Origin of the sequence: Actinomyces sp. HMSC075C01 (genome assembly GCF_001812965.1) — a bacterium.
Lineage (GTDB): Bacteria > Actinomycetota > Actinomycetes > Actinomycetales > Actinomycetaceae > Actinomyces > Actinomyces acetigenes.
The window spans coordinates 1-23,899 of record NZ_KV811010.1; the positions used below are offsets into that span (position 1 = coordinate 1).

Below are 23,899 nucleotides of genomic sequence, written 5' to 3' on the forward strand. Positions count from 1 at the left end.
CGCGCTCAACCCCCTTACTCGACGCGATCTCCTGACGCAGCTTAGGGTGCGTTGAATAAAAACTCAGCAGCCGACGAAACTGCACGTAGCTCATCGGCAGCCCCGAGATTGGAAGATAGTAGCGACTTCCCCACGAGTCCTTAACAACGACGCACTCCTGGAAGTTGACGACAGCCCGCCCCTCCACCTGAGGCTTCATAGACCAGCCGACGAACGCTCTGTACTGACTGCATGGGGAGATAAGTAGGCCCTCGGGAGTGAGCCTCCATGCAGCACTTCCAGGAGTTGATCGAGGCACCCCACTGAGCGACACTAACACGAGGAAAACTGTGGCCACACCGAGAAGCAATCCATTGGAGTATGGTCCGCGAGGAACTTCAACATACTGACCGACACAAATTGCAGATACGGCACTCAAAAAAAGCGCTGCATGGCAAGCCCACTCAAATACTGCTGGCATTGACGACGGAACGAAGTCGGCCCCCTCAGGCGACGCTCTCACCCACCGTCGATGAGGCTCACCGGAATCTTCTAATACAGAACCGTTCACGACATTTTGTGCCAGTAGCATAACACAAAACGTCAAGAACACGATGAGAACAGGCCATAGAAAAAGGTACCACAGATACAGTGATTGAATTAACGAGAGAACGCCGCCGTAGAAAAACAGGCTAACTTCGCGAGCCCGAACTCGATCTCCGCGCTCACAGTCGATGACTTGGTCAAACGTCATATACATAATATCGACCACGGAACTTTGACAACACGTAGACCAGAGCCTACGACTTCGATCACCGATCTTTCCACAATCCGCCCACCCACGATCAAAACCATGCGACACCTAAGAATGAAGCCCCCTCCGCCGGCTCCGGAGGAGTCAGCAACATGAAGTCGCGTTCAGATCTCATGTAACGATGCTATCGAGAGCATTGACGCGAAACAGCAATTCTCAACAGGTGGTCGGTGAACCGAGTCACTCTCATACCGCGCGCCGGCGCGGTGTCGTAGCGGCTCACCTCCCACTGAAACTGGTGCAGGCGAGACAGTGCCCGATGCGCGGTTCTCCCGATGCGTTCAGACCCGCCACGTAACCTGACCTTATGACGACTCTTGAGATGCTCATTGACGTCCTGTCCCGGTCCCGCGAGCGCTTCGACCGCGCCTTCGACGGTGTCACGCTCGAGCAGGCCAACACCCGGCCCACCCCAGAGCTCGCGCCCCGCATCGACTCCCTGACTTGGCTGGCCTGGCACACGGCTCGCGAGCTCGACATCCAGGTCGCGCCTCTTGCGGGCGTCGAGCCCGTCTGGGTCACCGGCGGCCACCGCGAGCGCTTCGCCCTGCCCCTGCCAGACGACACCGAGGACTGGCACCACACGCCCGAGCAGGCCGCCCAGGTCGTCGTCGGCGACCTCGGTCTCCTCTTCTCCTACCTTGACGACGCCTACGCCCTGGCCACCACCTACCTGCGCTCCCTCACGCCGGAGTCGCTCGATGACATCGTCGACGACTCCTGGGACCCACCAGTCACCCGGGCCGTGCGCCTGGCCTCGGTCATTGACGACGCCGCCCAGCACTCCGGCCAGGCCGTCTACACCCGCCGCCTCCTGGGCCTGCCCGGCTAGACGCGCAATCACCTGCCCCGCACTACGCGTTCGCCCCGAGCTGGCGGTTCAGGTCGGGGCGAACGGCTCCCACATGACAAGAGTCTGCTGGGGCCCGTGTGGGCCGGTGGTACGGGAGGATCAGGCGGCGTGCTCCACCGCCTCGCCGCGGCGCAGCACGGTGACGGGCCGCAGCTCCGCGTCGGTGACGACGACGTCGGCCCACAGGCCCGCCCGCAGCGCCCCCACGGAGGGGTCGCCGAGGATCTGGGCGCCCTGGACGCTGGCGGCGTAGACGGCGTCGACCAGGTCGACTCCCCCCTGCCAGGTGGTGCGCACGACGTCGATGAGGTGGGCGGTCCCCCCGGCGATCGCGCCACCCTCGGTGAGGCGGGCGACGCCGTCGGCCACGGTGACCGGCTGGGAGCCCAGCACGTAGTCGCCGTCGGCCATGCCGGCCGCGGCCATGGCGTCGGTGACCAGGACGACGTTGTCGCGCCCCAGGGTCTCGAACATGTCCAGGACGATGGCCGGGTTCAAGTGCACGCCGTCGCCGATCATCTCCAGGACGCACTCGCCGCGCTGGGCGGCCGCCAGGAACTCGGGCACGGGCCCGGGCGTGCGGTGGTGCATGGGGCGCATGCCGTTGAACAGGTGGGTGGCGGTCGAGCGCGGGGAGCGGACCGGCTTGCCGGACTCGAGGCGCTCGGCGATGCGGGCGGCGGCGTCGGCCAGGGCGGCGCGCACGGGGGCGGCCTCGGAGTCGGTGTGCCCGAAGGAGGGCAGCGCCCCGCCCTCGATGAGGGCCGCGTTGACGCCGTCGTCACCGGTGATGCCGGGCTTCTCCGGGGCGATGGTCATGGTGACGACGTGCCCGCCGCCGAGCTCGATGAGCTCGCGGGTCAGGGCGGCGTCGGGGTCGATGATGTAGGTGGGGTCCTGGGCGCCGCAGCGCTCCACCGAGACGAAGGGCCCCTCGAAGTGGATGCCGGCGAGCTCACCGTCCTCGCACAGCTCCGCCAGGACCCGGGTGCGCGCGCACAGGACCTCGGGGGCGGCCGTCACGCAGGAGGCCACGAGCGAGGTGGTGCCGAAACGGCGGTGCTCGAGCACGGAGACCATGGCCTGCTCGGCGGTCTCGGCGTTGGGGAAGGACTCACCGCCCCCGCCGTGGCAGTGGACGTCCACCAGGCCCGGCAGGAGGTAGCCGCCCTCCGGTGCGACCTGAGCCTGCTCGACGGCGTCTGCGAAGCCGGCCCGGGCGGCCTGGTCAGCGGGCCCGACCCACGCGATGTGGGATCCCGACAGGACGACCGCCCCGTCATCGATGATGTGGTCGGGGGTGACGACGCGCCCCCGCAGCGCGCGGACCTGCATGGCTTCGTTGCTCATGAGTCGGATTCTGTCACCACTCCAGACATCAGACAACCTCCTTATCCTTCGGAGCGTCTTCTCCCCCACACTGCGCGGGCGGGATCCGGCTACGCTCCACTCACCCGGCCAGGCGCTGCTCCATGCGGGCAACGGCCCGGTTGACGTCGCGCTCCACGCGGGCCGACGGCGCCGCCCCGCCCTTCCACAGCAGGCCCTCACCGACCGGCCGCACGGCGACGAGTCGGCCGCGGTCGACCAGGATCGGACGGAACATGCCGTTGCTCGCCGGGCAGATGAGGCGTTCGCCGTCGTCATCGGTGAGGCAGGATCGGTCCTTGTAGCCCACGTGCAGCTCGTCGAAGGAGCCCAGGAAGTGTGTGGCCTGTGCGGCGCCGCGGTGGGCGGACAGCAGGTCAGGCAGGTCGGCGCGCATGTAGAGCAGGCCGGTCTTCGGGGCCGACTCACCGGGGCCGAGCGGGCGCAGGCCTCCGCGCACCCCGCCCTCGGCGACCGCGCGCACGAGCGGGACACGGCTCCCGGCCGGCTCATCAGCGCCCTCAGACGCGGCCGGGGCCGGCTCCCGCCCCAGCTCGACGGCGTCCTCCAGGGCGCGGGCGGCCTGCGTCTTGGGCAGCGTGGTCCAGCGGGCCAGGTCCTCGGCGCTGACCGGGCCGTGGCTGGCCGCGTAGCGGTAGGCGATGTGCGCGCAGGCGGCGCGGTGGCCGGTCCCACCGTGGGCGACGTCGGCTCCGGCGGGCCCGGAGTCGGCGTCGGGCAGGTGGCGTGCATCCATGACGAGGTGCTCATTGCCGGACCGCGGCCCCTGGACGAGGATCCCCTCGCGCTGAAGGCGCACCAGGAGGTGACGGCGCCGGTAGGCCGAGACGTCCTCGCCGCGGAAGGCCTCCATGAGGCCGGCCTCCTGCCAGGCCGCCAGCAGCACCGAGCGCGTCAGCGGGCCCTGGTCCTCGATGAGGCCGAGGGCCACCTCGGCGGCTCGCTCGCACAGAGCGGCATCGACGCCGTAAGCCTTCTCGCTGTTCCGCACCCAGGTGTCGGTGCGGTGCATGAGGGCGGCCCGCAGCCAGTGGTGGTCGGCGGTGGTGGTGATGTGGACGGTGCCGCGCATGGGCCAGGAGCGAACCAGGTCGCCTCGCGTGAAGGCGGCCTCGACGTCGGCCGGGGTGGCGGCCGGGGTGCGCACGAGCAGGGCGTGGGGGACGGCGGAGACCTGCTGGCCCTGGATGGCGAGCTGGCGCGCCACTGCCGCGACGACGTCGGGCGCGGCGGTGGCCACGATGAGGCCCTGGGAGATGATGCGGGCCAGGCTCACCTCGGTCGGCAGCGGCGCGGAAGAGGCACGGGCGGCGGGCACGGCTGGCTCCTTAGAACAGGCGGGAGCTCGGGTCGTCCATGCCGCGCATGGCGTCGTAGTCGAGAGTGACGCAGCGGATGCCGCGGTCCTCGGCCAGGACACGGGCCTGGGGCTTGATGGTCTGGGCCGCGAAGACGCCCTGGACGGGGGTCAGCAGCGGGTCGCGGTCGAGGAGCTCGAGGTAGCGGGTGAGCTGCTCGACGCCGTCGATCCCGCCGACGCGCTTGATCTCCACGGCCACGGAGCGGCCCTGGGCGTCCTTGGCCATGATGTCGACCGGGCCGATGGCGGTGGGGAACTCGCGGCGCACCAGGCGGTAGCCGGCACCCAGGACCTCGATCTGCTCGGCCAGGAGCTCCTGGAGGTGGGCCTCGACGCCGTCCTTGGTGAGCCCGGGGTCCACGCCCAGCTCGTGGCTGACGTCGGAGATGGTCTCGAAGAGGCGGATGACGAGGCGGTCGTCGGTCTTGGTGGCGCTGACCTCCCAGACCTCGCGCACGCCGTCGGCGGCGGCCTCCTCGTCCGGCTCGGTGACGGCCAGGCGGGCCGGGGCGCTCATCCAGTTCAGGGGCTTGTAGGAGCCGCCGTCGGAGTGGATGAGGACCGAGCCGTCGGCCTTGAGCATGAGCACGCGGGTGGCCCGGGGCAGGTGGGCGTCCAGGCGGCCGGAGTAGTCGACGGAGCAGGAGGCGATAACGAGGCGCACCCGTCCACCCTAGCGGGGCGGGCCCGGGCTCGGCGCGACGCCGGGGCCAGCGGGCCTGAGCATCGTGTCACCCGCTCGTCGCCCCTCCCCTACTCAAGCACGGTACCCGCACCAGATCAGGGGCTGTTTCTCAGGCGTGACCCGGGGCCCGGGGACGCTACGTCAGGCGATGGCGGCACCGTGCACCGTCGTCGAGAACGTACTTCTCGACCGAGGACTGCGATGTCCTCCAGATGACTGGGAGGGGACCCCAGTTGCCTGGAGGAAAACGCAGTCCTCGGGCGAAAGGTACGTCGCCGATCCGGCCAGGGGCTGTGTCTCCGCCCCGGAGGCCCCCAGCGCCGGCGGATCCGGCCGCCGGGCTCATCGGCCAGCCTCAGCCGCCGCGCTCATCGCCGGGCCCCGACGTCGGGTCTCAGAAGAGCCGGGGCTGCTCGGGGGCGGCGGACTCCACCCAGGCGACCAGCGCCGAGTGGGACTCCTCCATCATGGCCAGGTCGAAGCCCTCCGGACTGCGGGTGGCGTCCACGCAGTGCACCTCGACGACGCGCCCCTGCTCCCGGCGGCGCCGGGCCTCGGAGAGCTCCAGGTTCAAGCGGCTCCATGAGCGCGACGGCCTGGTGGAGAAGGACACGAGGCGATACCACTCCAGGGAGTCGAGCTGGAAGGAGGCCACCCCGCTCAGCCAGCGCTGCGCCCCGCGTGGACGCAGGGCGCACTCGAAGGAGCCGACCTGCCCGGCCAGGTAGCGCAGACGCACCAGGAACCCGCCTGCCAGCAGCACGAGGGCGGTGACGGCAATCGCCACGACCATCCACACGTGCTGCCCCATGACTCAGGCCTCCGCGCCCTGCTTCACGTGGTCGGCGGCGATCGTGATGACGTCGTGGTCCACGGAGCAGAAGCCGCCGGACACCTCGATCCTGCGCATCTCGCCGTCGACGGGACTCAGTCGCACCGGACCGGCCCCCAGGACCGCCACGAGGGGTTGGCGGCCGGGTAGGACCCCCAGCTCCCCGTTGATCAGGGGCACGGAGACCTGCGTCGCCTCACCGGTCCAGGCCTCGCCCGCCGGCGAGACCACCTCAACGTGTAAGGCCATGTCCCCCTCCTTTCCTGCTTCCTGCGCCCGGCTCTTCCCGGATCCTAACGACTCAGGCCTTGAGCTCGGCGGCGCGACGCTCTAGGTCCTCAATACCACCGATGTTGAAGAAGGCCTGCTCGGGCAGGTGGTCGTAGTCACCGTCGCAGATGCGGCGGAACGCCTCGATGGTCTCCGACAGCGGCACGGTGGAGCCGGCCACGCCGGTGAACTTCTCCGCCATGTAGGTGTTCTGGGACAGGAACTGCTCGATGCGGCGGGCGCGGGCCACCGTCACCTTGTCCTCCTCGCCGAGCTCGTCGACACCGAGGATGGCGATAATGTCCTGGAGCTCCTTGTTCTTCTGGAGGATGGACTTCACGCGGGTGGCGACGTCGTAGTGCTCCTGGCCCACGTAGCCGGGGGCCAGGAGGCGCGAGGTGGAGGTCAGCGGGTCCACGGCCGGGTAGATGCCGCGCGAGGCGATCTCACGGCTGAGCTCGGTGGTGGCGTCCAGGTGGGCGAAGGTCGTGGCCGGCGCCGGGTCGGTGTAGTCGTCGGCGGGCACGTAGATCGCCTGCAGGGAGGTGATGGAGTGGCCGCCGGCGGAGGTGATGCGCTCCTGGAGCTGGCCCATCTCGTCGGCCAGGTTGGGCTGGTAGCCCACGGCCGAGGGCATGCGGCCCAGCAGCGTGGAGACCTCGGAGCCGGCCTGGGTGAAGCGGAAGATGTTGTCGATGAACAGCAGCACGTCCTGGTGCTGGACGTCGCGGAAGTACTCGGCCATCGTCAGGGCGGACAGGGCCACGCGCAGACGCGTGCCCGGCGGCTCGTCCATCTGGCCGAAGACCAGGGCGGTCTTGTCGAACACGCCGGCCTCGCCCATCTCGACGATGAGGTCGTTGCCCTCGCGGGTGCGCTCCCCCACGCCGGCGAACACGGAGACACCACCGTGGTTCTGGGCCACGCGCTGGATCATCTCCTGGATGAGGACGGTCTTGCCCACGCCGGCGCCCCCGAACAGGCCGATCTTGCCGCCCTGCACGTAGGGGGTGAGCAGGTCGATGACCTTGATGCCGGTCTCGAACATCTGCTCCTTGGACTCGAGCTGGTCAAAGGCCGGGGGCTGGCGGTGGATGGGCCAGCGCTCGGTGATCTCCAGCTGCTCGCCGGGGGCGAGGTTGAGGACGTCGCCGGTGACGTTGAAGACGTGGCCCTTGGTCACGTCGCCCACAGGCACGGAGATCGGCGCTCCGGTGTCGCGCACCTGCGAGCCGCGCACGAGGCCGTCGGTGGGCTTGAGGGAGATCGTGCGCACGATGTTGTCACCCAGGTGCTGGGCGACCTCCAGGGTGATCTCGTGGGGCTCCTCGCCGGCGCTGGTGGCCTGGACGGTCACCTTGAGGGCGTTGTACATCGCCGGGATCGCATCAGGCGGGAACTCGACGTCGACGACGGCGCCGATGATGCGGGTGATACGTCCCGTCCCGGGAGTGGTGGTGTCAGCCATGTGCGTTCTTCCGTATCTTCCAGAGCTGAGAGGGGTCCTGCTCGGTGAGGTGAGTCTGTGTGGGGTTCTCGACGACGTCGGGGGCTGTCCGGCCTATTCGGCCCCCAGGGCGTCGGCACCCGAGACGATCTCAGTGATCTCCTGGGTGATGTCGCCCTGGCGGGCCGCGTTGGCCAGGCGGGTGTAGGTGGTGATGAGGTCCTCGGCGTTGTCCGTGGCCGTGTGCATGGCCTGCTGGCGGCTGGCCAGCTCGGAGGCGGCCGACTGCAGCAGGGCGTTGCGGATGCGCGAGCCCATGTAGCGGGTCAGGAGGGCGTCAAGCACCTCGGAGGGCCCGGGCTCGAACTCATACAACGGCATGGAACTGCCGCGCTCGGCCTCCAGCTCCTTCTCCAGGGCCTCGTTGCCGGCTTCGTCGAGCTCACCGGCGCCTTCGACGTCGACCACCTTGAGCGGCAGCATTCGACGCACCTCGGGGACCTGGGAGATCATCGAGACGTAGCGGGTGAAGACGATGTGGACCTCGGCCACGCCACCGGCCTCGGGCGGCTGGAGGAAGTAGTCCAGGAGGACGGTGGCGACCTCCTCGATGGACTCGTCGCTGGGACGGTCCGACTGTCCGGTCCAGGAGAACTCGATCGGCCTGTCCCGGAAGCTGAAGTAGTTATGGGCGCGTCGGCCGAAGGTGAAGATCACCGGCTCCTTGCCGTCCTTGACCAGCTCCTCGATGAGGCGGCCGGTCTCGCGCAGGATGGTGGCCGAGTAGGCGCCGGCCATGCCGCGGTCGGAGGTGACCACGAGGATCGCCACGCGCTTGGTGTCGGTGCGCTTCTGGGTGATGGGGTGCTCATCAAAGCGGGAGTAGGTCCCCAGTGCGGCCACCGCCTGGCTCAGGGCGTGATCGTAGGGCGAGGCCTCCTGCGCGTTGCGGCGCGCCTGCCCGATCCGGGACGAGGCGATGAGCTCCATCGCCCGGAACACCTTCTGGAGGGTCTGGGTCGATCGAATGCGCTGCTTGTAGACGCGCTGGTTTCCTGCCACGTCAGCCCCTCTTGACCACGAGCTGCTCGGTGGTCCTCTCCGCGGTGGGCTCCTCCTCGGCCTCGGCCACCTGGGCGCCCAGCATCTGGCCGCCGGAGAGGAAGGTGCGCCGGAAGGCCTCGACGGCCTTGACCAGGGCCTCCTCGGTCTCATCGGTGAGCTGCCCGGTGGACTCGATGGTGTCGAGGATGTCGGTGTTGCGCCGCAGGTGGTCCAGGAAGGCGGCCTCGAAGGGAAGGACGTCGGAGACGTCGATGTCGTCGAGGTAGCCCTTGGTTCCGGCCCAGACGCTGGCGACCTGCTCGGCCACCGGGTAGGGCGTGTACTGGGGCTGCTTGAGCAGCTCCATGAGACGCTCACCGCGGGTGAGCTGGGCGCGGGTGGCGGCGTCCAGGTCGGAGGCGAACATGGCGAAGGCCTGCATGGAGCGGTACTGCGCCAGGGTGATCTTGAGGGTTCCGGCGACCTTCTTCATGGCCTTGACCTGAGCGGCGCCGCCCACACGGGACACGGAGATACCGACGTCGACGGCGGGGCGCTGGTCGGCGTTGAACAGGTCGGACTGGAGGAAGATCTGCCCGTCGGTGATGGAGATGACGTTGGTGGGGATGTAGGCCGAGACGTCATTGGCCTTGGTCTCAATGATCGGCAGCCCGGTCATGGAGCCCGCCCCCAGGTCGTCGGAGAGCTTGGAGCAGCGCTCCAGCAGGCGCGAGTGGAGGTAGAAGACGTCACCGGGGTAGGCCTCGCGGCCCGGCGGACGGCGAAGCAGCAGGGAGACGGCTCGGTAGGCCTCGGCCTGCTTGGACAGGTCGTCGAAGACGATGAGGACGTGCTTGCCCTGGTACATCCAGTGCTGGCCGATGGCCGAGCCCGTGTAGGGCGACAGGTACTTGAAGCCGGCCGGGTCGGAGGCCGGGGAGGCCACGATGGTGGTGTACTCCAGGGCGCCACGCTCCTCCAGGGTGGCGCGCACGGCCGCGATGGTGGAGCCCTTCTGGCCGGTGGCCACGTAGATGCAGCGCACCTGCTTGTTCGGGTCGCCGGACTCCCAGGCGCTCTTCTGGTTGAGAATCGTGTCCAGGGCGATGGCGGTCTTTCCGGTCTGGCGGTCGCCAATGATGAGCTGGCGCTGACCGCGGCCGATCGGGATCATCGAGTCGATGGCTTTGAGCCCGGTCTGGAGGGGCTCGTGGACGGACTTGCGGGCCATGACGCCGGGGGCCTGGAGCTCCAGGGCACGGCGTCCCTCGGCCTCGATCTCGCCCAGGCCGTCGATGGGCCGGCCCAGCGGGTCGACAACGCGGCCCAGGTAGGCGTCGCCCACGGGCACGGAGAGGACCTCGCCGGTGCGGCGCACGACCTGACCCTCGTCAATGCCGTCGAAGGAGCCCAGGACGACGACGCCGATCTGGCGCTCCTCGAGGTTCATGGCCAGGCCGGCGGTGCCGTCCTCGAAGGTGAGCAGCTCGTTGGCCATGACGCCGGGCAGGCCCTCGACGTGCGCGATGCCGTCAGCGGCGAAGACGACGTGCCCGACCTCCTCGGCCGCGACCTCGGCGGGCTTGTAGGACTCGGCGAACTCGTTCAGGGCCGAGCGGATCTCCTCGGGCCTGATGGTCAGCTCTGCCATCTCGTCTCCTTGCTGGTTGCGTTCTGGGGGCCGGCGGCGCTGGGCGTGAGCGACGACGGCGCGGGGTGGGGTGGTGAAGTTGTGGGTCGGCGTGCGATCAGCGGGCTAGCCCGCCAGGCGGGTGCGCAGCTCGGCGACGGCGCTGCTCACGGTGCGGTCCATGACGTAGTTCCTCGTCGAGATGCGGACTCCGCCGATGACCGCGGAGTCGACCTCGCAGTTGAGGTCGACCTTGGTGCCCAGGCGGCGCTCCAGGATGGTGCGCAGGCGCTCCTCCTGAGCCGAGGTCATGGGGATGGCGGTGACGACGTCGACGATGGTGCGCTGGCGCATCTCGGCGGCCAGCTCGACGACGCGGCGCAGGTTGCGCAGCGGACCGCCCTCGGCGTGGTGGCGCATGCACCAGTCCACCAGGCTCATGGCGGGGGCGCTGATGTGGGGGGCGAAGACGGCCTCGGCCAGGCGGACCCGGGCCTCGGTGCTGGTGCGGCGCGAAGGGGTCAGGGCCTCGCGCAGCTCACGGTTGTCGGCGATCTGCTCGTGGACCTCGAAGAGCTGCTGCTCGATCTCCGCCACCGAGCCATCTGCGTGGGCGCCGGCGAGGATCGCCTCGATGCCCAGGTCGTGGAGGGCGGAGACCAGGTCGACTGCCTTGGACCAGCGGCCGTGGACCATGGCGCTGAGCAGGTCGACGACGCGCTCGTCCACGGTGCCGGTGAAGAGCCGGCGGGCCAGGGCCACCTTGTCCTCGGGCTCGCGGCCCGGATCGGTCAGCGGAGCGGGCAGCGAGTTGACGGCGACCTGGTGGGCCAGGGCGAGGATCTGGCGACCCAGCTCCTGGCCCTCGACGCCCGCAGCCGTGAGCACCGGGCTCCAGGCCTGGCTCACGGTCTGCCGGGTGGCGGCAGTTCCTGTTCTCACCGCGTCGCCTCCGCAGAGGAGGAGGCGCCGGTGTCGAGTCCCTCGACCGGCTCCATGGTCTCGAGCTCGTCGAGGAAGCGGTCAATGACCCGCTCGGACAGGGCGGTGTCGCTCAGCTGCTCACCGACGATGCGCTCGGCCAGGGTGGAGGCGAGCATGCCGACGTCGGTGCGCAGCGAGATCTGCGCGGCCTGCTTCTCAGCCAGGATCTGACGCTGGGCGCCCTCGATGATGCCGGCGGCTTCCGCCTGGGCGTCGGTGCGGGCCTTGGCGACGATCTCCTTGGCCTCACCCTGGGCGTTGTCGCGGAAGCGGGCGGCCTCACGACGGGCCTCGTCCACCAGCCGGGCGGCGCGCTTCTCGGCGTCGGCCTGGTCCTGCTTGGCCTTGTCGGCCAGGTCGAGGCCCTCCTGGATGCGCTGGGCGCGTTCGTCCAGCACGGCGTAGAGCCGGGGCAGGGCGTAGCGGCCCACCACCAGGAGGATGAGCAGGAGGACGATCGCCGCCCAGAAGATCTCATAGAGCGGAGGCAGGATGAAGGCTGTGCCTCCGCCCTGCCCGCCCTCGGCAGCCAGGGGAAGCATCACTTGACAACGAACGGGATAACGAAGCCGATGAGGGCCAGGGCCTCGACCATGCCCGCACCGATGATCATGTTGGTGAACAGGCGCCCGGCCACCTCGGGCTGACGGGCCGTACCCTCCTGGGTCTTGCCAACCATGATGCCGATGCCGATGCCCGGGCCGAGCGTGGCCAGGCCGTAGCCGACGTATGCGAGAGCAGCGGAGGTCATATGTGGTTCCTTCTTTCTGGCGCCGGATGGCGCAGGTGGGGGCGGTGGAAAGAGGCTTGAGGCGACGCACCGTGACGTCTAGTGAGCCTCGATGGAGAGCTTGATGTAGACGGCACTGAGGATGGTGAAGATGTAGGCCTGCAGCACCGCCACGAACACCTCGAACAGGGTCACCACGATCATGGACGCGCCGGTCAGGAGGCTGAGCGTCGAGGAGGCCTGGAGGTGAAGAAGCAGGCTGGTAGTGCCGAAGAAGGTCATGCCGAGCAGCATGTGCCCGGAGACCATGTTGCACAGCAGACGCAGGGTGAGCGTCACCGGCCGCACAATGAAGTTCGAGAGGAACTCGATGGGGGTGATGAGCAGGTACATCACCTTGGGCAGGCCCGGCGGCATGAGCTGGGAGGCGAAGAAGTGCCCGACCCCCTGTTCCCTGATGCCCGCACCGATGAAGGTGATGTAGGTCAGGGCCGCGAACACCATGGGCACGGCAACCACCGAGGAGGCAGCGATGTTGAGGCCCGGGATGACGCCGGAGAGGTTCATGGCGAGCACGCCCAGGAAGAGGGTGCCCAGCAGCGGGGCAAAACGGCGGCCGTTCTTGTTGCCCAGAAGCGTGAAGGCCACATTGCTGCGCACGAAGTCGGCGACGATCTCCAGCAGGGCCTGGCCGCGCCCGGGGACGATCTTGATCCGGCTGGCGACCACGCCCACCGTCAGGCACAGAGCAACCCCCATAACGACGCGGACGAGAGTGAGCCGGTTGAACTCCAGGAGAGTTCCCTCACCGAAGATCGCCCCGGGGAAGAAGTCCTCAGCACCGGGCTGCTGAAGCTTGTGGCCCCCCGTGACAGTGAAGGCGGGCACCGCGGTCAGTGCGATGACAGCGACCAGGACGATCAGGAGCACCCAGTACCACAGCGGTTTGACGAACGACTTGGCGTCAGCCATCCGCGGCACGGCGGCATCGTCGGCTGCCGTGCCGTTCTCGGTGACAGTGTTGGTGGACAGGAGATCCTCCCAATGTCTCTCACGCTTCGAGGCCCGTTCTGACAGGCCCGCTAACCACTAATCATGCTAACGCCTCACAGGGGTCTGACGAAGCAAACCGGACGTCTTGTCGCGGTCCGTCACTGTCACGACATCCTGCACACGGCCCCACCCGCCAGTCAGGGGCGGTCCGCAGACTCATCCTTCTTCGGCTCCACCGCAAGGATTCGCGCCTGTGCCAGGACGGTCGCCTCGGCGAACATGCCCACCAGGATCGCCACAATGAGTGAGATTCCAATCACTCTGGTATCGCATCCCAGGGCTCTTCCTCCTAGGAGCCCTACCGCCAGGAGAGCGATCTTCCCCAGGTACCCGACTGCTACCCAGGCCACCAGGCCCCCCGTGTCGGAGTGGACCATGCGGTCCAGGAACCACCAGCTCGCGGCCAGGAGCAGCATCGTCGTCCCCACTGCGGCCAGCAGCGTGCCCAGCGGCTGAGCCACGGCGCCGCGGGCTCCGCCAAGCAGGCACCACAGGGTCTCGCCGGCCACCATGACGGCGGCGGCCACGGCGAGGACTCGGCGCAGCCGCGCTGAGGCATCGCGCAGTGCCCGGGCGTTCGCGGGGGGCGTCTGGCTCACTGGTGTGTCCTTTCAGAGGGACCGGGCGACGCCTGCAGGGCGGTCCCGTGCGGCGCCTGCCCCTCGGCCGGGCGCGTCACCTCACCGGTCCCCGAGACGTTGCGGGAGACGACGATCCGATGCTCCTGACGGCCGCGGCGACGGCGCAGCGCCGAGCGCAGGCCGTGGCGCACCCCGGGCATGAGGTCGACGGTGACGACGAAGGCGAACAGCACCGAGATGGCGAGCCCCGCCAGCACCCAGGGCAGGGGGAAGAAGGCCATGGCGGCCACGGGGAAGGAGGCGACCGCCGCCCACAGGTACATCACCAGCACCGCGCGGCGATGGGAGTGCCCAGCGGCCAGGAGCCGGTGGTGCATGTGCATGCGGTCGGGGTGGGTGGGGCTCAGTCCCTTCCGGGTGCGGCGCACGATCGCCATGATCATGTCGGTCAGGGGCAGCAGGAGCACCGCCAACGGCAGGAGGATCGGCATGAAGGCCGGCAGGGCGCGCGAGCCGTCGAAGCTGCCCGGGTCGATCTGCCCGGTGACGATGATGGTGGACGCGGCCGAGACCAGCCCCAGCTGCATCGCCCCGGAGTCGCCCATGAAGATGGTGGCGGGGTTGAAGTTGTGGGGCAGGAAGCCCATGCACACGCCGATGAGCGCGGCCACGATGGTGGCGGCCAGGGAGCTGTAGGAGCCCGGGCTCGTGGCGCGGGTCAGGACGTAGGTGTACAGGAAGAAGGCGGTCGAGCCGATCCCGATGATGCCGGCCGCCAGCCCGTCGAGCCCGTCGACGAAGTTGACGGCGTTGATGGCGGCCACCACGACGATGACGGTGGAGATGAGGGACAGGCGCGAGGAGCCGATTGTCAGCCCCGCCACGGGGAAGGTGAGGAGCTGGACGCCCTGCCAGGCCATGACGCCGGCGGCCAGGATCTGGCCGGCGAGCTTGGTCATCCAGTCCAGCTCCCACAGGTCGTCGACGACGCCGAGCAGGCACACCAGTCCCGCCCCCAGGACCACCGCCCAGGCGCTGGAGTCGATGACGTCGGAGAGGTAGGGGATGGTAGAGGCCACGGAGATCGCAGAGAACAGGCCGAAGAACATGGCCACGCCGCCCAGGCGCGGAATGGGCGTGGAGTGGACGTCACGGGCCCGCACGGGGGTCAGCGCGTTACCCACCAGGGCGATGTGCCGGATGATCGGCACGGCCACGTAGGTGGTCGCGGTGGCAATGGCCATGACCAGGAGGTAGACCTTCACGCGCCCGCCCCCGCCCTGTCGCACGTCGCGCCTGCCGTCCCTTCGGACAGGGCGAGGCCGGCCACTCGTTCCAGGTCCTCCTGCGCCAGGACCCCCTGACGCAGGATCCGGGGGGCGCGGGCGTGCGCCCCGGCGAGGGTGACGATGGTGGAGGGAACCGGTCCGGGGGTGGCTCCGCCGTCGAGCAGCAGGATGTCCTCGCACCGGGCGGAGCCAGCGCTACCCGGCGCGAGCTCTTCGAGGTCCCGGACCCGGCCGGGGAAGGCGGCCCGGGCGGAGGCGGCGTCGGTGGCCGGCGGGGCGCCGGTGGGGTTGGCGGAGGTGACGGCCAGCGGGCCGCTGTGGCGCAGGAGGTTCAGGGCGAGCTCGTGGGCGGGCATACGCACGGCGAGGGTGCCGCCGGTCTCCCCCAGGTCCCAGGTCAGGGTCTCGTCGGCCTCCAGGATGAGGGTCAGTGCGCCCGGCCAGAAGGCCTCCATGAGGGCCCGGGCGGCCTCCGGCACCTGGGCGACGATCCCGGTCAGGTCGGCGGGGTCGGCCACGAGGACCGGCGGGGGCATCTGGCGTCCGCGTCCCTTGGCGGCCAGCAGCCGTTCGACCGCCCCGGCGTCGGCGGCGTTGCACCCGATGCCGTAGACGGTGTCCGTGGGCAGGATAACGAGCCCGCCTGCACGCAGGTGCTCACAGGCAGGTCGGAGAGGGTCGGGGTGGGGATGAGCGGTGCTCGCGGAGGGCTGCGGGGGGTGGCTCACGTCCCGCATCCTGCCACGGATCGGGTCGGCGGCGGGACAGTGCGACGGTGTGGGCCCGGACGCGATGCCAGACCGTCACCAGACCGGGCCGCCGCTCACCGGCACGACCCCGGTTCGTTCCCGGAACGAGCCCAGGACGATGTCGCGCCTCTACACGATGCGACGGGCCACGGCCCAGCGGGTGAGCTCGTTGCGGTTGGACAGCTGGAGCTTGCGCAGGACCGCCGAGACGTGGGTCTCGACGGTCTTGACCGAGATGAACAGCTCGGAGGCGCACTCCTTGTAGGTGTAGCCGCGGGCGATGAGGCGCATGACCTCCCGCTCACGCGCCGAGAGGCGGTCGAGCTCGGTGTCGGCCACGGCCACCTCACCCGCCCCGGCACCGAAGGCGTCCAGGACGAATCCGGCCAGGCGCGGGGAGAAGGCGGCGTCCCCGGCGGCCACGCGCCGCACGGCCTGGGCCAGGTCCTCGGTGGAGATCGCCTTAGTGACGTAGCCGCGGGCGCCGGCCCGGATGACGCCGACGACGTCGTCGCTGGCGTCCGAGACGCTCAGGGCCAGGAAACGCGTCTCGGGGACGTCGTGGCAGGAGGCGACGACCTCGGCCCCTCCCCCACCGTTGCCGCCGGGCAGGTGGACGTCGAGCAGGACGACATCAGGCCGCAGGGCGTGGACGGCGGCGATGGCGCCTTCGACGTCGTCGGCCTCGGCGATGACGTCCAGGTCGGGGGCGTGGGAGGTCAGCTCGGAGCGCACCCCGGAGCGGACCAGGGCGTGGTCGTCGACGACCAGGACCCGCAGGGACGCGCTCGCCTCAGCGGGCGGCTGGTGGTCTGTGGTGGCGGCGGGCGTGTCAGCCATGGGGTCTTCCTGGGGGTGACGTGGGGGTGATGAAGGATGAAGGGGCTTGAGTGGGGCCCGAAGGAGATGGGAGCAACGATAGACGGCTCAGGGGGTTCGCACGGGGAGGGTCAGCGCCACCTCGGTGCCGGTGGACATGCGGCGCACCCGGGCGCTGCCGCCGTGGCGCTCCATGCGGGCGATGATGGACTCGCGCACGCCGTGGCGGTCCTCGGCGATGGCATCGAGGTCGAAGCCGGGGCCGTGATCGCGCACGAACACCTCCAGGCCCTCCTCGCCGGCCTCCACATAGAGGGAGACCGGTGGGGCGCCGTGGCGCACCGCGTTGGACAGGGCCTCGCGGGCGGCGGCGACGATGACCTCGGTGTCGCGGTCGGGGGCCCGGTCGCCGACGCACACGGCGTCAACGGCCACGCCGTAGCGGTCCTCGATCTCACCGGCCAGGTCGGTGAAGGCGTCGGCCACGGAGGTACCCGGCGCGGGACGGTCGGTGTAGAGCCAGGCGCGCAGCTCGCGCTCCTGGGAGCGGGCCAGGCGGGCCACCGTCTCGGGCTCGTCGGCGCGCTTACGGATGAGGGTGAGGGTCTGGAGGACGGAGTCGTGCAGGTGGGCGGCGATGTCGGCGCGCTCGGCCTCGCGGATCTCGGCGGCGCGGGTGTCGGCCAGGGCCCGGTTGGTCCGCAGCCACAGGGGCGCCAGGACCACGCCGATGCCCACCACGAGCGCCCCTCCGGTGATGAGCCCGGAGATGAGCTTGTAGGGGGTGCTGTCCGCAGCCACCCACACCAGGATGCCGACGACGGCCAGGCACACCCCGCCCGCGACCCGCACAACAGCGCTCAGGTTGCGGTCCGGGCCGACGAGGTTGTCCATCTGCGACCAGGCCAGGGCCGCCCCGGCGATGACGACGACGATGACTCCCACCGCCCCGATCCGCTCCAGCAGCCCGAAGCGCCAGGACGCCAGGAACAGGGCAGCCAGGAGGAGTGCACCGCCGTCGAGGACCGTCTGCGACAGGCCCGGGGCGGTTCCGCCGTCGGCCCTGCGCTCTGCGGCGCCTTTCCCGCCGCTGAGTCGGGCCGCCAGGCGGGCACGGGAGGCCACCGATGCGGGATCCGCACCTGCCGGGCCGTTCTCCCCAGGGAGAGTCGCCCACAGCAGGGCGTAGAGCAGGGCGCCCGCGCCGCCGCCGAGGGCCAGGACGACCATGGCCGCACGGACGTATCGCACGGGGACGCCCAGATGGAGGCTCAGTCCTGCGCAGACGCCGGCGATGCGGGCGGGGCGGCGCATGCGGGCAGTCTGTGCCGGCACGTCGGCCGGAGCCGGCCCCAGGTGGTGGGACAGGCGGCGCAGCGGGGGGCGTCGCTGCAGCTGGCGCGGGGGGCTCCAGGAGTATGCCGGCCCGCCGGAGGTCGGCCCGGGCTGCGCGCCCCACTGCTGAGCTGTCGTCATGGCACCATCGTGGCACGTCAGGGTCACCGATCCGATTGCCCTCCGGGGGATTCGGGGGACAATCCGGGATCATTCAGGGGTTCCCCTGATCGTGCTGCAGGCCTGGGACGCGAAGAATTGTTGACATGAACGACATGCCTGCCTCCCCGTCTGACGGTGACTCTCCCACCGGCACCGATTCCTCTGGCTCCTCCGCATCCTTCACCCCTTCCAGCACACAGGGTCCCGACGGCGCCCAGCGCGACTCCCAGCAGAGTCCGCCGTACGGCCCTCAGTACGGACCGCAGCCGGGCCCCGCGCCCTCCTTCCAGCAGTACTGCGGCCCTCAGTCCGGGCCTCAGGGCGGATCCACCCACCGCTTCTTCGACTCCCTGCGCGGCTCGGGCCTCATGCGCACCAATGAGCGCTGGATCGCGGGTGTGGCCGGTGGCGTGGCCTACCGCTTCGACCTGGACCCCACCCTGGTGCGTTGCGCATGGGTGGTGCTCTCGCTCTTCGCCGGTGTCGGTCTGGTCCTCTACGGACTGGCCTGGGCCCTCCTGCCCGAGGAGTCCGATGGGCGCATCCACCTGGAGGAGGCCCTCTCCGGCCGTTTCAACGCGGGTCTGGCGGGCGCCATCGGAATGACGATCGTCGGTATGTCGACATTCGGTAGCGGTTTCATCCCCAACTGGTACATCCATGAGGTGGGAATCGCCGCCGCCATGTGGCCCCTGTTCTGGCTGGGGCTGATCGTCCTGGCCATCGTCTTCCTCATCCGCAGCGCCCAGGACCGGCGTATGAGTCGGAAAACCGCTCGAGGGCCTCAGGGCCCCCAGCCCTGGCATGCCTCGGCGCCCGGTGCCGCGCAGGCACCGGGCAGCCAGGCCGGTCCTGCGGGTCAGGCCGGGGGCTTCGCCTCCGCGGCGGGCTCCGCATCGGCCTGGGACTCCTCGGCGCCCGGCTCCGGCGCCCCGAGCTGGCAGAGCCGCTCCTACCGGCAGCGCCCGCCGTATCAGCCGGCGCGCCCACGCCGTCCCGGCCCCGGTTCCTCGCTGTCGCTGGCGGTCCTGGGCCTGGGGTTCCTGACCGGAGCGGGTATCTGGTATGCCACGGCGACCCACCGCGTCGGCCTGCTCCAGGGTCAGTTCTTCCTCATCGGCACCCTGGCCGCGCTCCTAGGAGCGGGCATCGTCGCCAGTGGTCTGCGTCGTCGGCGCGGCGGCTGGATGACGGTGCTGGGCTGGCCGGTCCTGTTCGTCGCTGCGATCCCCGCGCTGGCCACCGCCTCGGTCGTCCCTCCGAGCCTGGCCCGCATGCCCTTCGGGGTCATCACGGATTCGGCAACGTTCGGCTCGACCACGGTGACCTGGAAGGAGCTGGCGTCGTCAGCCAGCGGCGGCAGCGTCACCCGCAGTAAGGACGTCGGCGACCTCACCCTGGACCTGCGCGGCATGCCGGCCGAGGAGGCCGGAAAGCTCTCCACGATCAACGCGCACCTCGACGTCGGGACCCTGCGTATCAAGACCGACCCCAACCAGCGAGTGACGGTGAAGACCGACGTCGACATGGGCTCGGTCGACTCCCGGGCCTCCCGGGCCTGGACCGTTGACGGAAAACAGATGGAGCCCGACGAAGAGGACCTGCGCGCCTACGACGTGGCCGGCAATGCCGACTCCCGCTACAAGAGCTCCCACGGCGGCCTGAACATCGCGCCCACCCTGGTCTCACCCAGCGGCAAGGACGGGCTGCCGGCGATCATGATCAACGCCTCGGTGGACACCGGGAGGATCGACGTGGAGGAATCGCGAGGCACCGTCTTCTGGTACGGCAACGCCCAGGAGTCCGTGTGGATCGTCAACGTCTGGTACGACGAGAAAAGCAATGCTCACGACGGCGCCCTGCCGGTTCCGGGCATGAGCCACCCGGCCATCACCACCGGCGACGCCGAGGCCTGCATCCGCACGGCCCGCGAGAGCACGAATCAGGCCAACCGCAGCCAGTATGTCACCTGGCAAGATCTGTCCGAGCTCACCTCCGAGGAGCGCTCCGCATATGACGCCTGCGTGCAGCAGGCCCTGTCCGGGCAGGGCGCCGCGCAGTCCAGTGCGAGCCCGAGCCCCTCCGGGGCGGCGGCTGCGACACCGTCCCCGGCTCCCACCAAGCAGTCCTCCGCGGCCAGCCCGACAGCCGGGTGATCGCGCCCGCGTCTGCGCACCGGCCTCAGCCATCAGAACTCTTCCCCGGGCACGTCCCGGACCCATCCAAGGAGACCCCCATGAGCAGCACCTCATCCACGACGTCGCCCGACGACGCCGGCAGTAACAGCACCGAGACGACCGGCGAGGACACCACGAAGCCCTTCCCGACCGCCGGCGACACCCAGCCCCTGGCCCCACCGGTGACTCAGCCCTTGGCTGAGCCAGCAGTTGAACCGGAGACTCAGCCGGTCACCATGCCACTGCCCGCCTCCGAGGAGGCCGGTGCGGAGGCGGCGTCCGCGGACTCGGCGCCTGCGTCGTCGACGCCCGGCCCGGTGTGGAGCGCCGGGACGATCACTGAGCAGGACCGGCCGCAGGCACCCCAGGACATCAAGGGATCCACGCTCCTGTGGGGGGCCTTTCTGCTCCTGGTGGGCGGGCTGCTCATCGCGGCGGGCCTAGGGCTGCGCTTCGACTTCACGACAACGGCCATCGCCTGCCTGGCGGGCCTGGGTGGCCTGCTCGTCATCGCCGCCCTCATCCCCAAGGGGCTCCGCAGCAGCAAGAAGCCCTGATCCGCTGACATTCACCCCGTACCCCCTCGATCGAGCCGCGAGGACGCACCTCAGGGCCCGCCGACTTGCACCTCCACGGTGAGTTCGCGAACCCCAACGTGCGTCCTCGCGGCGTAGTATTCAAAGAGAACTCACCGGAACCGAGAACCTCCACCACTGCGACGGATGACGGACATCGATGGTTGAGACAGCACTCTCCGTAGTCATGAGCCTGATCCTGAGCGTGACCGGCATCGTCCTTGTGGTGCTGGGGCGCCGGATGGCGCAGCGCAGGCTCCCGCCGAGCTCGTGGGCGGGAGTGCGTTACGAGATCGCGCTGCGCTCGGAGGAGAACTGGTACACGATGCAGGCCCGGTGCGCGGTGGCGACTGTGGGCCTGGGCGTGGTCTTCATCGACTCGGCCCTCCTGTTCGTCATCCAGGCGGCCCTGCATGAGACGATCTCGATCCTGATTCCCCTGGTCATCATGCTGATTCAGACGGCTGCCGGTATCGCGTTCCTTCACGTTCAGGCCCGCAGGTGCGCCGCAGAGCTGACGTAGAGCGCATAGGTCGGCTCCCCCACTCACTGACGCAGGTGAGGGAGCCGGCCGGGGACGGTTGGAGTCTGGGACGAGCGCTCAGCCCTGGTAGACGATCTTGGCCTTGACGTCGTCGACGGCGTCCTCGCCCAGGTAGTGGCGCACGATCTCCAGGCCGAAGTCGATGGCGGTGCCCATGCCGCGCGAGGTGATGACGGGGCCGTCGGCCACGACCGCGGCCTGGTTGACCTGCGCGCCGTGCTCGGCGAGCACGCCCATGAAGCCGGGGTTCGACGTCGCCTGGCGTCCCTCAAGCAGGCCCAGCTCGGCCAGGATCGAGGGGGCGGCGCAGATCGCGGCCACGGGCCGGCCGGCGCGCACCCGCTCGGTGACCGCGGCCATGAGGGGATCGATGGCCTTGAGGTTGGGGGTGCCGGGGATGCCGCCGGGCAGGACGAGCATGTCGTAATCGTCCAGGTTCGCCTCGGACAGGGTGAGGTCGCAGGTGACGACGATGTTGTGGGAGGAGACGACGGCCCGCTCGGGGGTCACGGAGATCATCGTCGTGGGGATGCCGGCGCGGAAGAGGATGTCCACGGTCGCCAGCGCCTCAACCTCCTCCAGCCCGGGGGCGATGAAGACGGCGACGGCCTTATCGGTCCTCTGGTCGGTGGGCGCATGGAAAGCAGGCATGTCTCCTCCAAGAAGGTCGGCTCAGGTCAGTGCGGCTGCCGCCATCACCTTACGCGCCCGGAAGGTCGGGCGCGAAGGAAACCGCGGCTCCCCGCCTCTGCCTGCGGTCCTCAGCGCTGGCGCAGGAGGTGCTGCTCAGCGCTGTCCAGGATCGGCTTGGCGGTCTTGGGCGCGTAGATGCTCAGGCCGCCGTCGGAGACGGGCAGATCCACGCTGCCGTCGCCACCGATAGTGACCGGATCGTGCCCGCCCAGGACACAGATCCACTGCTCGCCGGCGTGCCCCGCCCCGACGTGGAGGCGTTTGGCGGCGGCCCTGCGGTCGGACAGGACGACGGCGAGCCCGGAGCCGGGGTGGGCATCGTCGCCCTCGCGCGTGAAGCCGACGACGTCGGGGTCGTCGAGGGCGTCGTGCTGGGGGCCGTGGGCCAGGGCGCGACGCATGGTCATGAGTAGCGGCAGCTCGGTGACGGCCGGCAGGTCGCCGGTCTCGGGGGTGCCGAACAGGTCGCCCCAGAAGACGCAGGGGGTTCCAGCCTCGCGTAGCAGGATGAGGGCGTAGGCCGAGGGCTTGAACCAGGACTCGATGGTGGAGGCCAGCGACTGGCCCGGCTGGGTGTCGTGGTTCTCCACGAAGGTGACGGCGCGCGCGGGGTCGGCGGCCACGAGGGTGCCCTCGAAGAGGCGGGTCAGGTCGACGTCGCCGTTGGAGGTGGAGGCGGCGTGCAGGTGGAAGTGGAGGGGCACGTCGAACAGGCTCATGAAGGGAACGGCCTCCAGGTAGCCCTCCAGCTCGGCGACGTCGCGGGACCAGTACTCGCCCACGGCCGGCAGGGCGCGGCCGGTGGCGCGGCGCAGCTCGGGCAGCCAGCGGGCGAAGAAGTCGGCGCCGACGTGCTTGAGCGCGTCCAGGCGCAGGCCGTCGACGCCGGTGGTCTCCACGTACCAGCGCCCCCAGCGGTCCATCTCGGCGCTGACGGCGGGGTCGGTGACGTGGACGTCGGAGCCCATGAGGTAGTCGTAGTTGCCGAGCTCGTCGTTGACGTTCTCGTTCCACTGTTTGCCCTCGAAGAGCCAGACGCCCTGCTGGTGGCGGGCCTCGTCCCAGTCGGTGCCGTGGAAGCAGGTCCAGTCCCAGGTGAAGTCCGAGTAGGCGCCGGCGCGCCCCGGGAAGGTGTAGCGGGTCCAGGCGGTGATCTCCTCGGTCTCACCAATGATGCGCGTGCGGTCGTGAGGGTCGACGGGCGTGGCGCGCACGACCTCGGTGTCGTCCCCGCCCATGCGGTGGTTGAGGACGATGTCCGCCACGACGCTGATGCTGGCCGCGTGCAGGGCCTCGATGGCGGCGAGGTAGTCCTCCTTGGTGCCGTACTTGGTGGGGGCGGTGCCCTTCTGGTCGAACTCACCCAGGTCGTAGGTGTCGTAGACGCCGTAGCCGACATCCTCCACGCCGGCCTGCCCCTTGTAGGCGGGTGGGAGCCACACCGAGCTCACCCCGCAGTCGGCCAGGAGGGCGGCGTTGTCCGCCAGGAGGCGCCAGTGGGTGGAGTCGGCGGGCAGATCCCAGGCGAAGGCCTGGAGCAGGAGGGGGTTGACGACGTCGTCCGGGTTGGCGGGGCTGGGCTGGGCGTGGTTCTCGGTCACGGTTCCGATGCTGCCAGTCCTCCCCCGCGGCCGGGTGCATTTCGGTGCGGCCGGGGGCATTCGACGCCGTCGGGGACCGGAAACCTGTCCCCCGACGCGCAGCACGTCCCCGGCCGGAAGAAAGCGCACCCCCACGCACATGTGTTGTCTCATGACTTCTGAGAGTTTCGGATGTCATGACATCTCAAGGCATCGGTGGGGTGGGTCTGCCGGATGGGAGAGCTGCTGCTTCGGTTGTCGGAGGGGTGCCCTGGTCACTGTGGTGTCTGTCGGCGTCGTCTGGATGCACTGCACGAGGGTGGGG

General features: G+C 69.7%; 23 protein-coding genes. 4 read left to right on the plus strand and 19 right to left on the minus strand.

Features of this window, described 5'->3' with window-relative positions; genetic code table 11:
* Positions 1-1,100: 1,100 nt before the first annotated feature.
* Complete coding sequence (locus tag HMPREF2883_RS08720) at positions 1,101-1,625, plus strand: mycothiol transferase (RefSeq protein WP_070661167.1); 525 nt, start codon at positions 1,101-1,103, stop codon at positions 1,623-1,625.
* 120 nt (positions 1,626-1,745) lie between these two features.
* Here the strand turns inward: HMPREF2883_RS08720 and HMPREF2883_RS08725 are convergent, their stop codons facing one another.
* The 17 genes from HMPREF2883_RS08725 to HMPREF2883_RS08805 all read right to left on the minus strand — a co-directional run bounded on the left by HMPREF2883_RS08725 (position 1,746) and on the right by HMPREF2883_RS08805 (position 17,984).
* Positions 1,746-2,981, minus strand: coding sequence for an N-acetylglucosamine-6-phosphate deacetylase (locus HMPREF2883_RS08725; protein WP_176747192.1), 1,236 nt, complete (start codon positions 2,979-2,981; stop codon positions 1,746-1,748).
* Between the two features lie 115 nt (positions 2,982-3,096).
* A complete protein-coding gene (locus HMPREF2883_RS08730; protein ID WP_070661172.1) occupies positions 3,097-4,353 on the minus strand; it encodes a DNA glycosylase AlkZ-like family protein in 1,257 nt (418 codons plus the stop codon).
* 10 nt (positions 4,354-4,363) lie between these two features.
* Positions 4,364-5,059: an endonuclease NucS gene (nucS, locus tag HMPREF2883_RS08735; RefSeq protein WP_070661175.1), complete on the minus strand. Its 696-nt coding sequence runs from the start codon at positions 5,057-5,059 to the stop codon at positions 4,364-4,366.
* Between the two features lie 415 nt (positions 5,060-5,474).
* Complete coding sequence (locus tag HMPREF2883_RS08740) at positions 5,475-5,891, minus strand: DUF2550 family protein (RefSeq protein ID WP_070661177.1); 417 nt, start codon at positions 5,889-5,891, stop codon at positions 5,475-5,477.
* A 3-nt stretch (positions 5,892-5,894) separates the two neighbouring features.
* Positions 5,895-6,161, minus strand: coding sequence for a F0F1 ATP synthase subunit delta/epsilon (locus HMPREF2883_RS08745; RefSeq protein ID WP_070661180.1), 267 nt, complete (start codon positions 6,159-6,161; stop codon positions 5,895-5,897).
* A gap of 52 nt (positions 6,162-6,213) precedes the next feature.
* Positions 6,214-7,650, minus strand: coding sequence for a F0F1 ATP synthase subunit beta (gene atpD / locus HMPREF2883_RS08750; RefSeq protein WP_070661183.1), 1,437 nt, complete (start codon positions 7,648-7,650; stop codon positions 6,214-6,216).
* 93 nt (positions 7,651-7,743) lie between these two features.
* Entirely contained in the window at positions 7,744-8,691 is a 948-nt protein-coding gene (locus HMPREF2883_RS08755; RefSeq protein ID WP_070661188.1) for a F0F1 ATP synthase subunit gamma, read from the minus strand.
* Position 8,692: 1 nt separating this feature from the next.
* Positions 8,693-10,324, minus strand: a complete 1,632-nt coding sequence (atpA, locus tag HMPREF2883_RS08760) for a F0F1 ATP synthase subunit alpha (protein ID WP_070661190.1) — start codon at positions 10,322-10,324, stop codon at positions 8,693-8,695.
* A 105-nt stretch (positions 10,325-10,429) separates the two neighbouring features.
* Positions 10,430-11,245, minus strand: coding sequence for a F0F1 ATP synthase subunit delta (locus tag HMPREF2883_RS08765; protein WP_070661193.1), 816 nt, complete (start codon positions 11,243-11,245; stop codon positions 10,430-10,432).
* A complete protein-coding gene (locus tag HMPREF2883_RS08770) occupies positions 11,242-11,829 on the minus strand; it encodes a F0F1 ATP synthase subunit B (RefSeq protein ID WP_070661196.1) in 588 nt (195 codons plus the stop codon). Before HMPREF2883_RS08770 ends, HMPREF2883_RS08765 begins: the two co-directional genes overlap by 4 nt.
* On the minus strand, positions 11,829-12,038 hold the full coding sequence (gene atpE / locus HMPREF2883_RS08775) for an ATP synthase F0 subunit C (protein WP_009395854.1): 210 nt from the start codon (positions 12,036-12,038) through the stop codon (positions 11,829-11,831). The genes HMPREF2883_RS08770 and atpE overlap by 1 nt, the downstream gene beginning before the upstream one ends.
* A gap of 78 nt (positions 12,039-12,116) precedes the next feature.
* Positions 12,117-12,989, minus strand: coding sequence for a F0F1 ATP synthase subunit A (gene atpB / locus HMPREF2883_RS08780; RefSeq protein WP_070661199.1), 873 nt, complete (start codon positions 12,987-12,989; stop codon positions 12,117-12,119).
* Between the two features lie 218 nt (positions 12,990-13,207).
* Positions 13,208-13,669, minus strand: a complete 462-nt coding sequence (locus tag HMPREF2883_RS08785) for a pseudouridine synthase (protein ID WP_070661202.1) — start codon at positions 13,667-13,669, stop codon at positions 13,208-13,210.
* A complete protein-coding gene (locus tag HMPREF2883_RS08790) occupies positions 13,666-14,916 on the minus strand; it encodes an MraY family glycosyltransferase (RefSeq protein ID WP_070661517.1) in 1,251 nt (416 codons plus the stop codon). Before HMPREF2883_RS08790 ends, HMPREF2883_RS08785 begins: the two co-directional genes overlap by 4 nt.
* Positions 14,913-15,677, minus strand: coding sequence for an L-threonylcarbamoyladenylate synthase (locus HMPREF2883_RS08795; protein WP_070661204.1), 765 nt, complete (start codon positions 15,675-15,677; stop codon positions 14,913-14,915). The genes HMPREF2883_RS08790 and HMPREF2883_RS08795 overlap by 4 nt, the downstream gene beginning before the upstream one ends.
* A 141-nt stretch (positions 15,678-15,818) precedes the next feature.
* Complete coding sequence (locus tag HMPREF2883_RS08800) at positions 15,819-16,529, minus strand: response regulator (RefSeq protein ID WP_070661208.1); 711 nt, start codon at positions 16,527-16,529, stop codon at positions 15,819-15,821.
* 87 nt (positions 16,530-16,616) lie between these two features.
* The gene (locus HMPREF2883_RS08805; RefSeq protein ID WP_371080629.1) at positions 16,617-17,984 is read right to left on the minus strand and encodes an ATP-binding protein; all 1,368 of its coding nucleotides are present in this window, start codon (positions 17,982-17,984) and stop codon (positions 16,617-16,619) included.
* 125 nt (positions 17,985-18,109) lie between these two features.
* Between HMPREF2883_RS08805 and HMPREF2883_RS08810 the strand changes: the two genes are divergently transcribed.
* The 3 genes from HMPREF2883_RS08810 (at position 18,110) to HMPREF2883_RS08820 (ending at position 21,280) form a co-directional block, all read left to right on the plus strand.
* Positions 18,110-20,161, plus strand: a complete 2,052-nt coding sequence (locus HMPREF2883_RS08810; protein WP_070661211.1) for a PspC domain-containing protein — start codon at positions 18,110-18,112, stop codon at positions 20,159-20,161.
* A gap of 80 nt (positions 20,162-20,241) precedes the next feature.
* On the plus strand, positions 20,242-20,739 hold the full coding sequence (locus HMPREF2883_RS08815; RefSeq protein ID WP_070661214.1) for a hypothetical protein: 498 nt from the start codon (positions 20,242-20,244) through the stop codon (positions 20,737-20,739).
* Between the two features lie 178 nt (positions 20,740-20,917).
* Positions 20,918-21,280: an SdpI family protein gene (locus HMPREF2883_RS08820; protein ID WP_070661217.1), complete on the plus strand. Its 363-nt coding sequence runs from the start codon at positions 20,918-20,920 to the stop codon at positions 21,278-21,280.
* Positions 21,281-21,358: 78 nt separating this feature from the next.
* On the opposite strand, the gene HMPREF2883_RS08825 is transcribed toward HMPREF2883_RS08820, so the two are convergent.
* Entirely contained in the window at positions 21,359-21,952 is a 594-nt protein-coding gene (locus HMPREF2883_RS08825; protein ID WP_070661219.1) for a DJ-1 family glyoxalase III, read from the minus strand.
* A 110-nt stretch (positions 21,953-22,062) separates the two neighbouring features.
* Positions 22,063-23,595 (minus strand): alpha-amylase, encoded by a 1,533-nt coding sequence (locus tag HMPREF2883_RS08830; protein WP_070661221.1) that lies wholly within the window; start codon positions 23,593-23,595, stop codon positions 22,063-22,065.
* Positions 23,596-23,899 lie beyond the last annotated feature (304 nt).

Excerpts from the sequence above, each read along its gene's own strand:
- HMPREF2883_RS08825 (WP_070661219.1), bottom strand. The coding sequence starts at position 21,952 with ATGCCTGCTTTCCATGCGCCCACCGACCAGAGGACCGATAAGGCCGTC.
- atpD (WP_070661183.1), bottom strand. The coding sequence starts at position 7,650 with ATGGCTGACACCACCACTCCCGGGACGGGACGTATCACCCGCATCATC.
- HMPREF2883_RS08725 (WP_176747192.1), bottom strand. The coding sequence starts at position 2,981 with ATGCAGGTCCGCGCGCTGCGGGGGCGCGTCGTCACCCCCGACCACATC.
- HMPREF2883_RS08800 (WP_070661208.1), bottom strand. The coding sequence starts at position 16,529 with ATGGCTGACACGCCCGCCGCCACCACAGACCACCAGCCGCCCGCTGAG.
- atpA (WP_070661190.1), bottom strand. The coding sequence starts at position 10,324 with ATGGCAGAGCTGACCATCAGGCCCGAGGAGATCCGCTCGGCCCTGAAC.
- HMPREF2883_RS08720 (WP_070661167.1), top strand. The coding sequence starts at position 1,101 with ATGACGACTCTTGAGATGCTCATTGACGTCCTGTCCCGGTCCCGCGAG.
- HMPREF2883_RS08810 (WP_070661211.1), top strand. The coding sequence starts at position 18,110 with ATGAACGACATGCCTGCCTCCCCGTCTGACGGTGACTCTCCCACCGGC.
- atpE (WP_009395854.1), bottom strand. The coding sequence starts at position 12,038 with ATGACCTCCGCTGCTCTCGCATACGTCGGCTACGGCCTGGCCACGCTC.
- HMPREF2883_RS08805 (WP_371080629.1), bottom strand. The coding sequence starts at position 17,984 with ATGACGACAGCTCAGCAGTGGGGCGCGCAGCCCGGGCCGACCTCCGGC.
- HMPREF2883_RS08745 (WP_070661180.1), bottom strand. The coding sequence starts at position 6,161 with ATGGCCTTACACGTTGAGGTGGTCTCGCCGGCGGGCGAGGCCTGGACC.
- HMPREF2883_RS08815 (WP_070661214.1), top strand. The coding sequence starts at position 20,242 with ATGAGCAGCACCTCATCCACGACGTCGCCCGACGACGCCGGCAGTAAC.
- HMPREF2883_RS08770 (WP_070661196.1), bottom strand. The coding sequence starts at position 11,829 with ATGCTTCCCCTGGCTGCCGAGGGCGGGCAGGGCGGAGGCACAGCCTTC.
- atpB (WP_070661199.1), bottom strand. The coding sequence starts at position 12,989 with ATGGCTGACGCCAAGTCGTTCGTCAAACCGCTGTGGTACTGGGTGCTC.
- HMPREF2883_RS08820 (WP_070661217.1), top strand. The coding sequence starts at position 20,918 with ATGGTTGAGACAGCACTCTCCGTAGTCATGAGCCTGATCCTGAGCGTG.
- HMPREF2883_RS08795 (WP_070661204.1), bottom strand. The coding sequence starts at position 15,677 with ATGCGGGACGTGAGCCACCCCCCGCAGCCCTCCGCGAGCACCGCTCAT.
- HMPREF2883_RS08740 (WP_070661177.1), bottom strand. The coding sequence starts at position 5,891 with ATGGGGCAGCACGTGTGGATGGTCGTGGCGATTGCCGTCACCGCCCTC.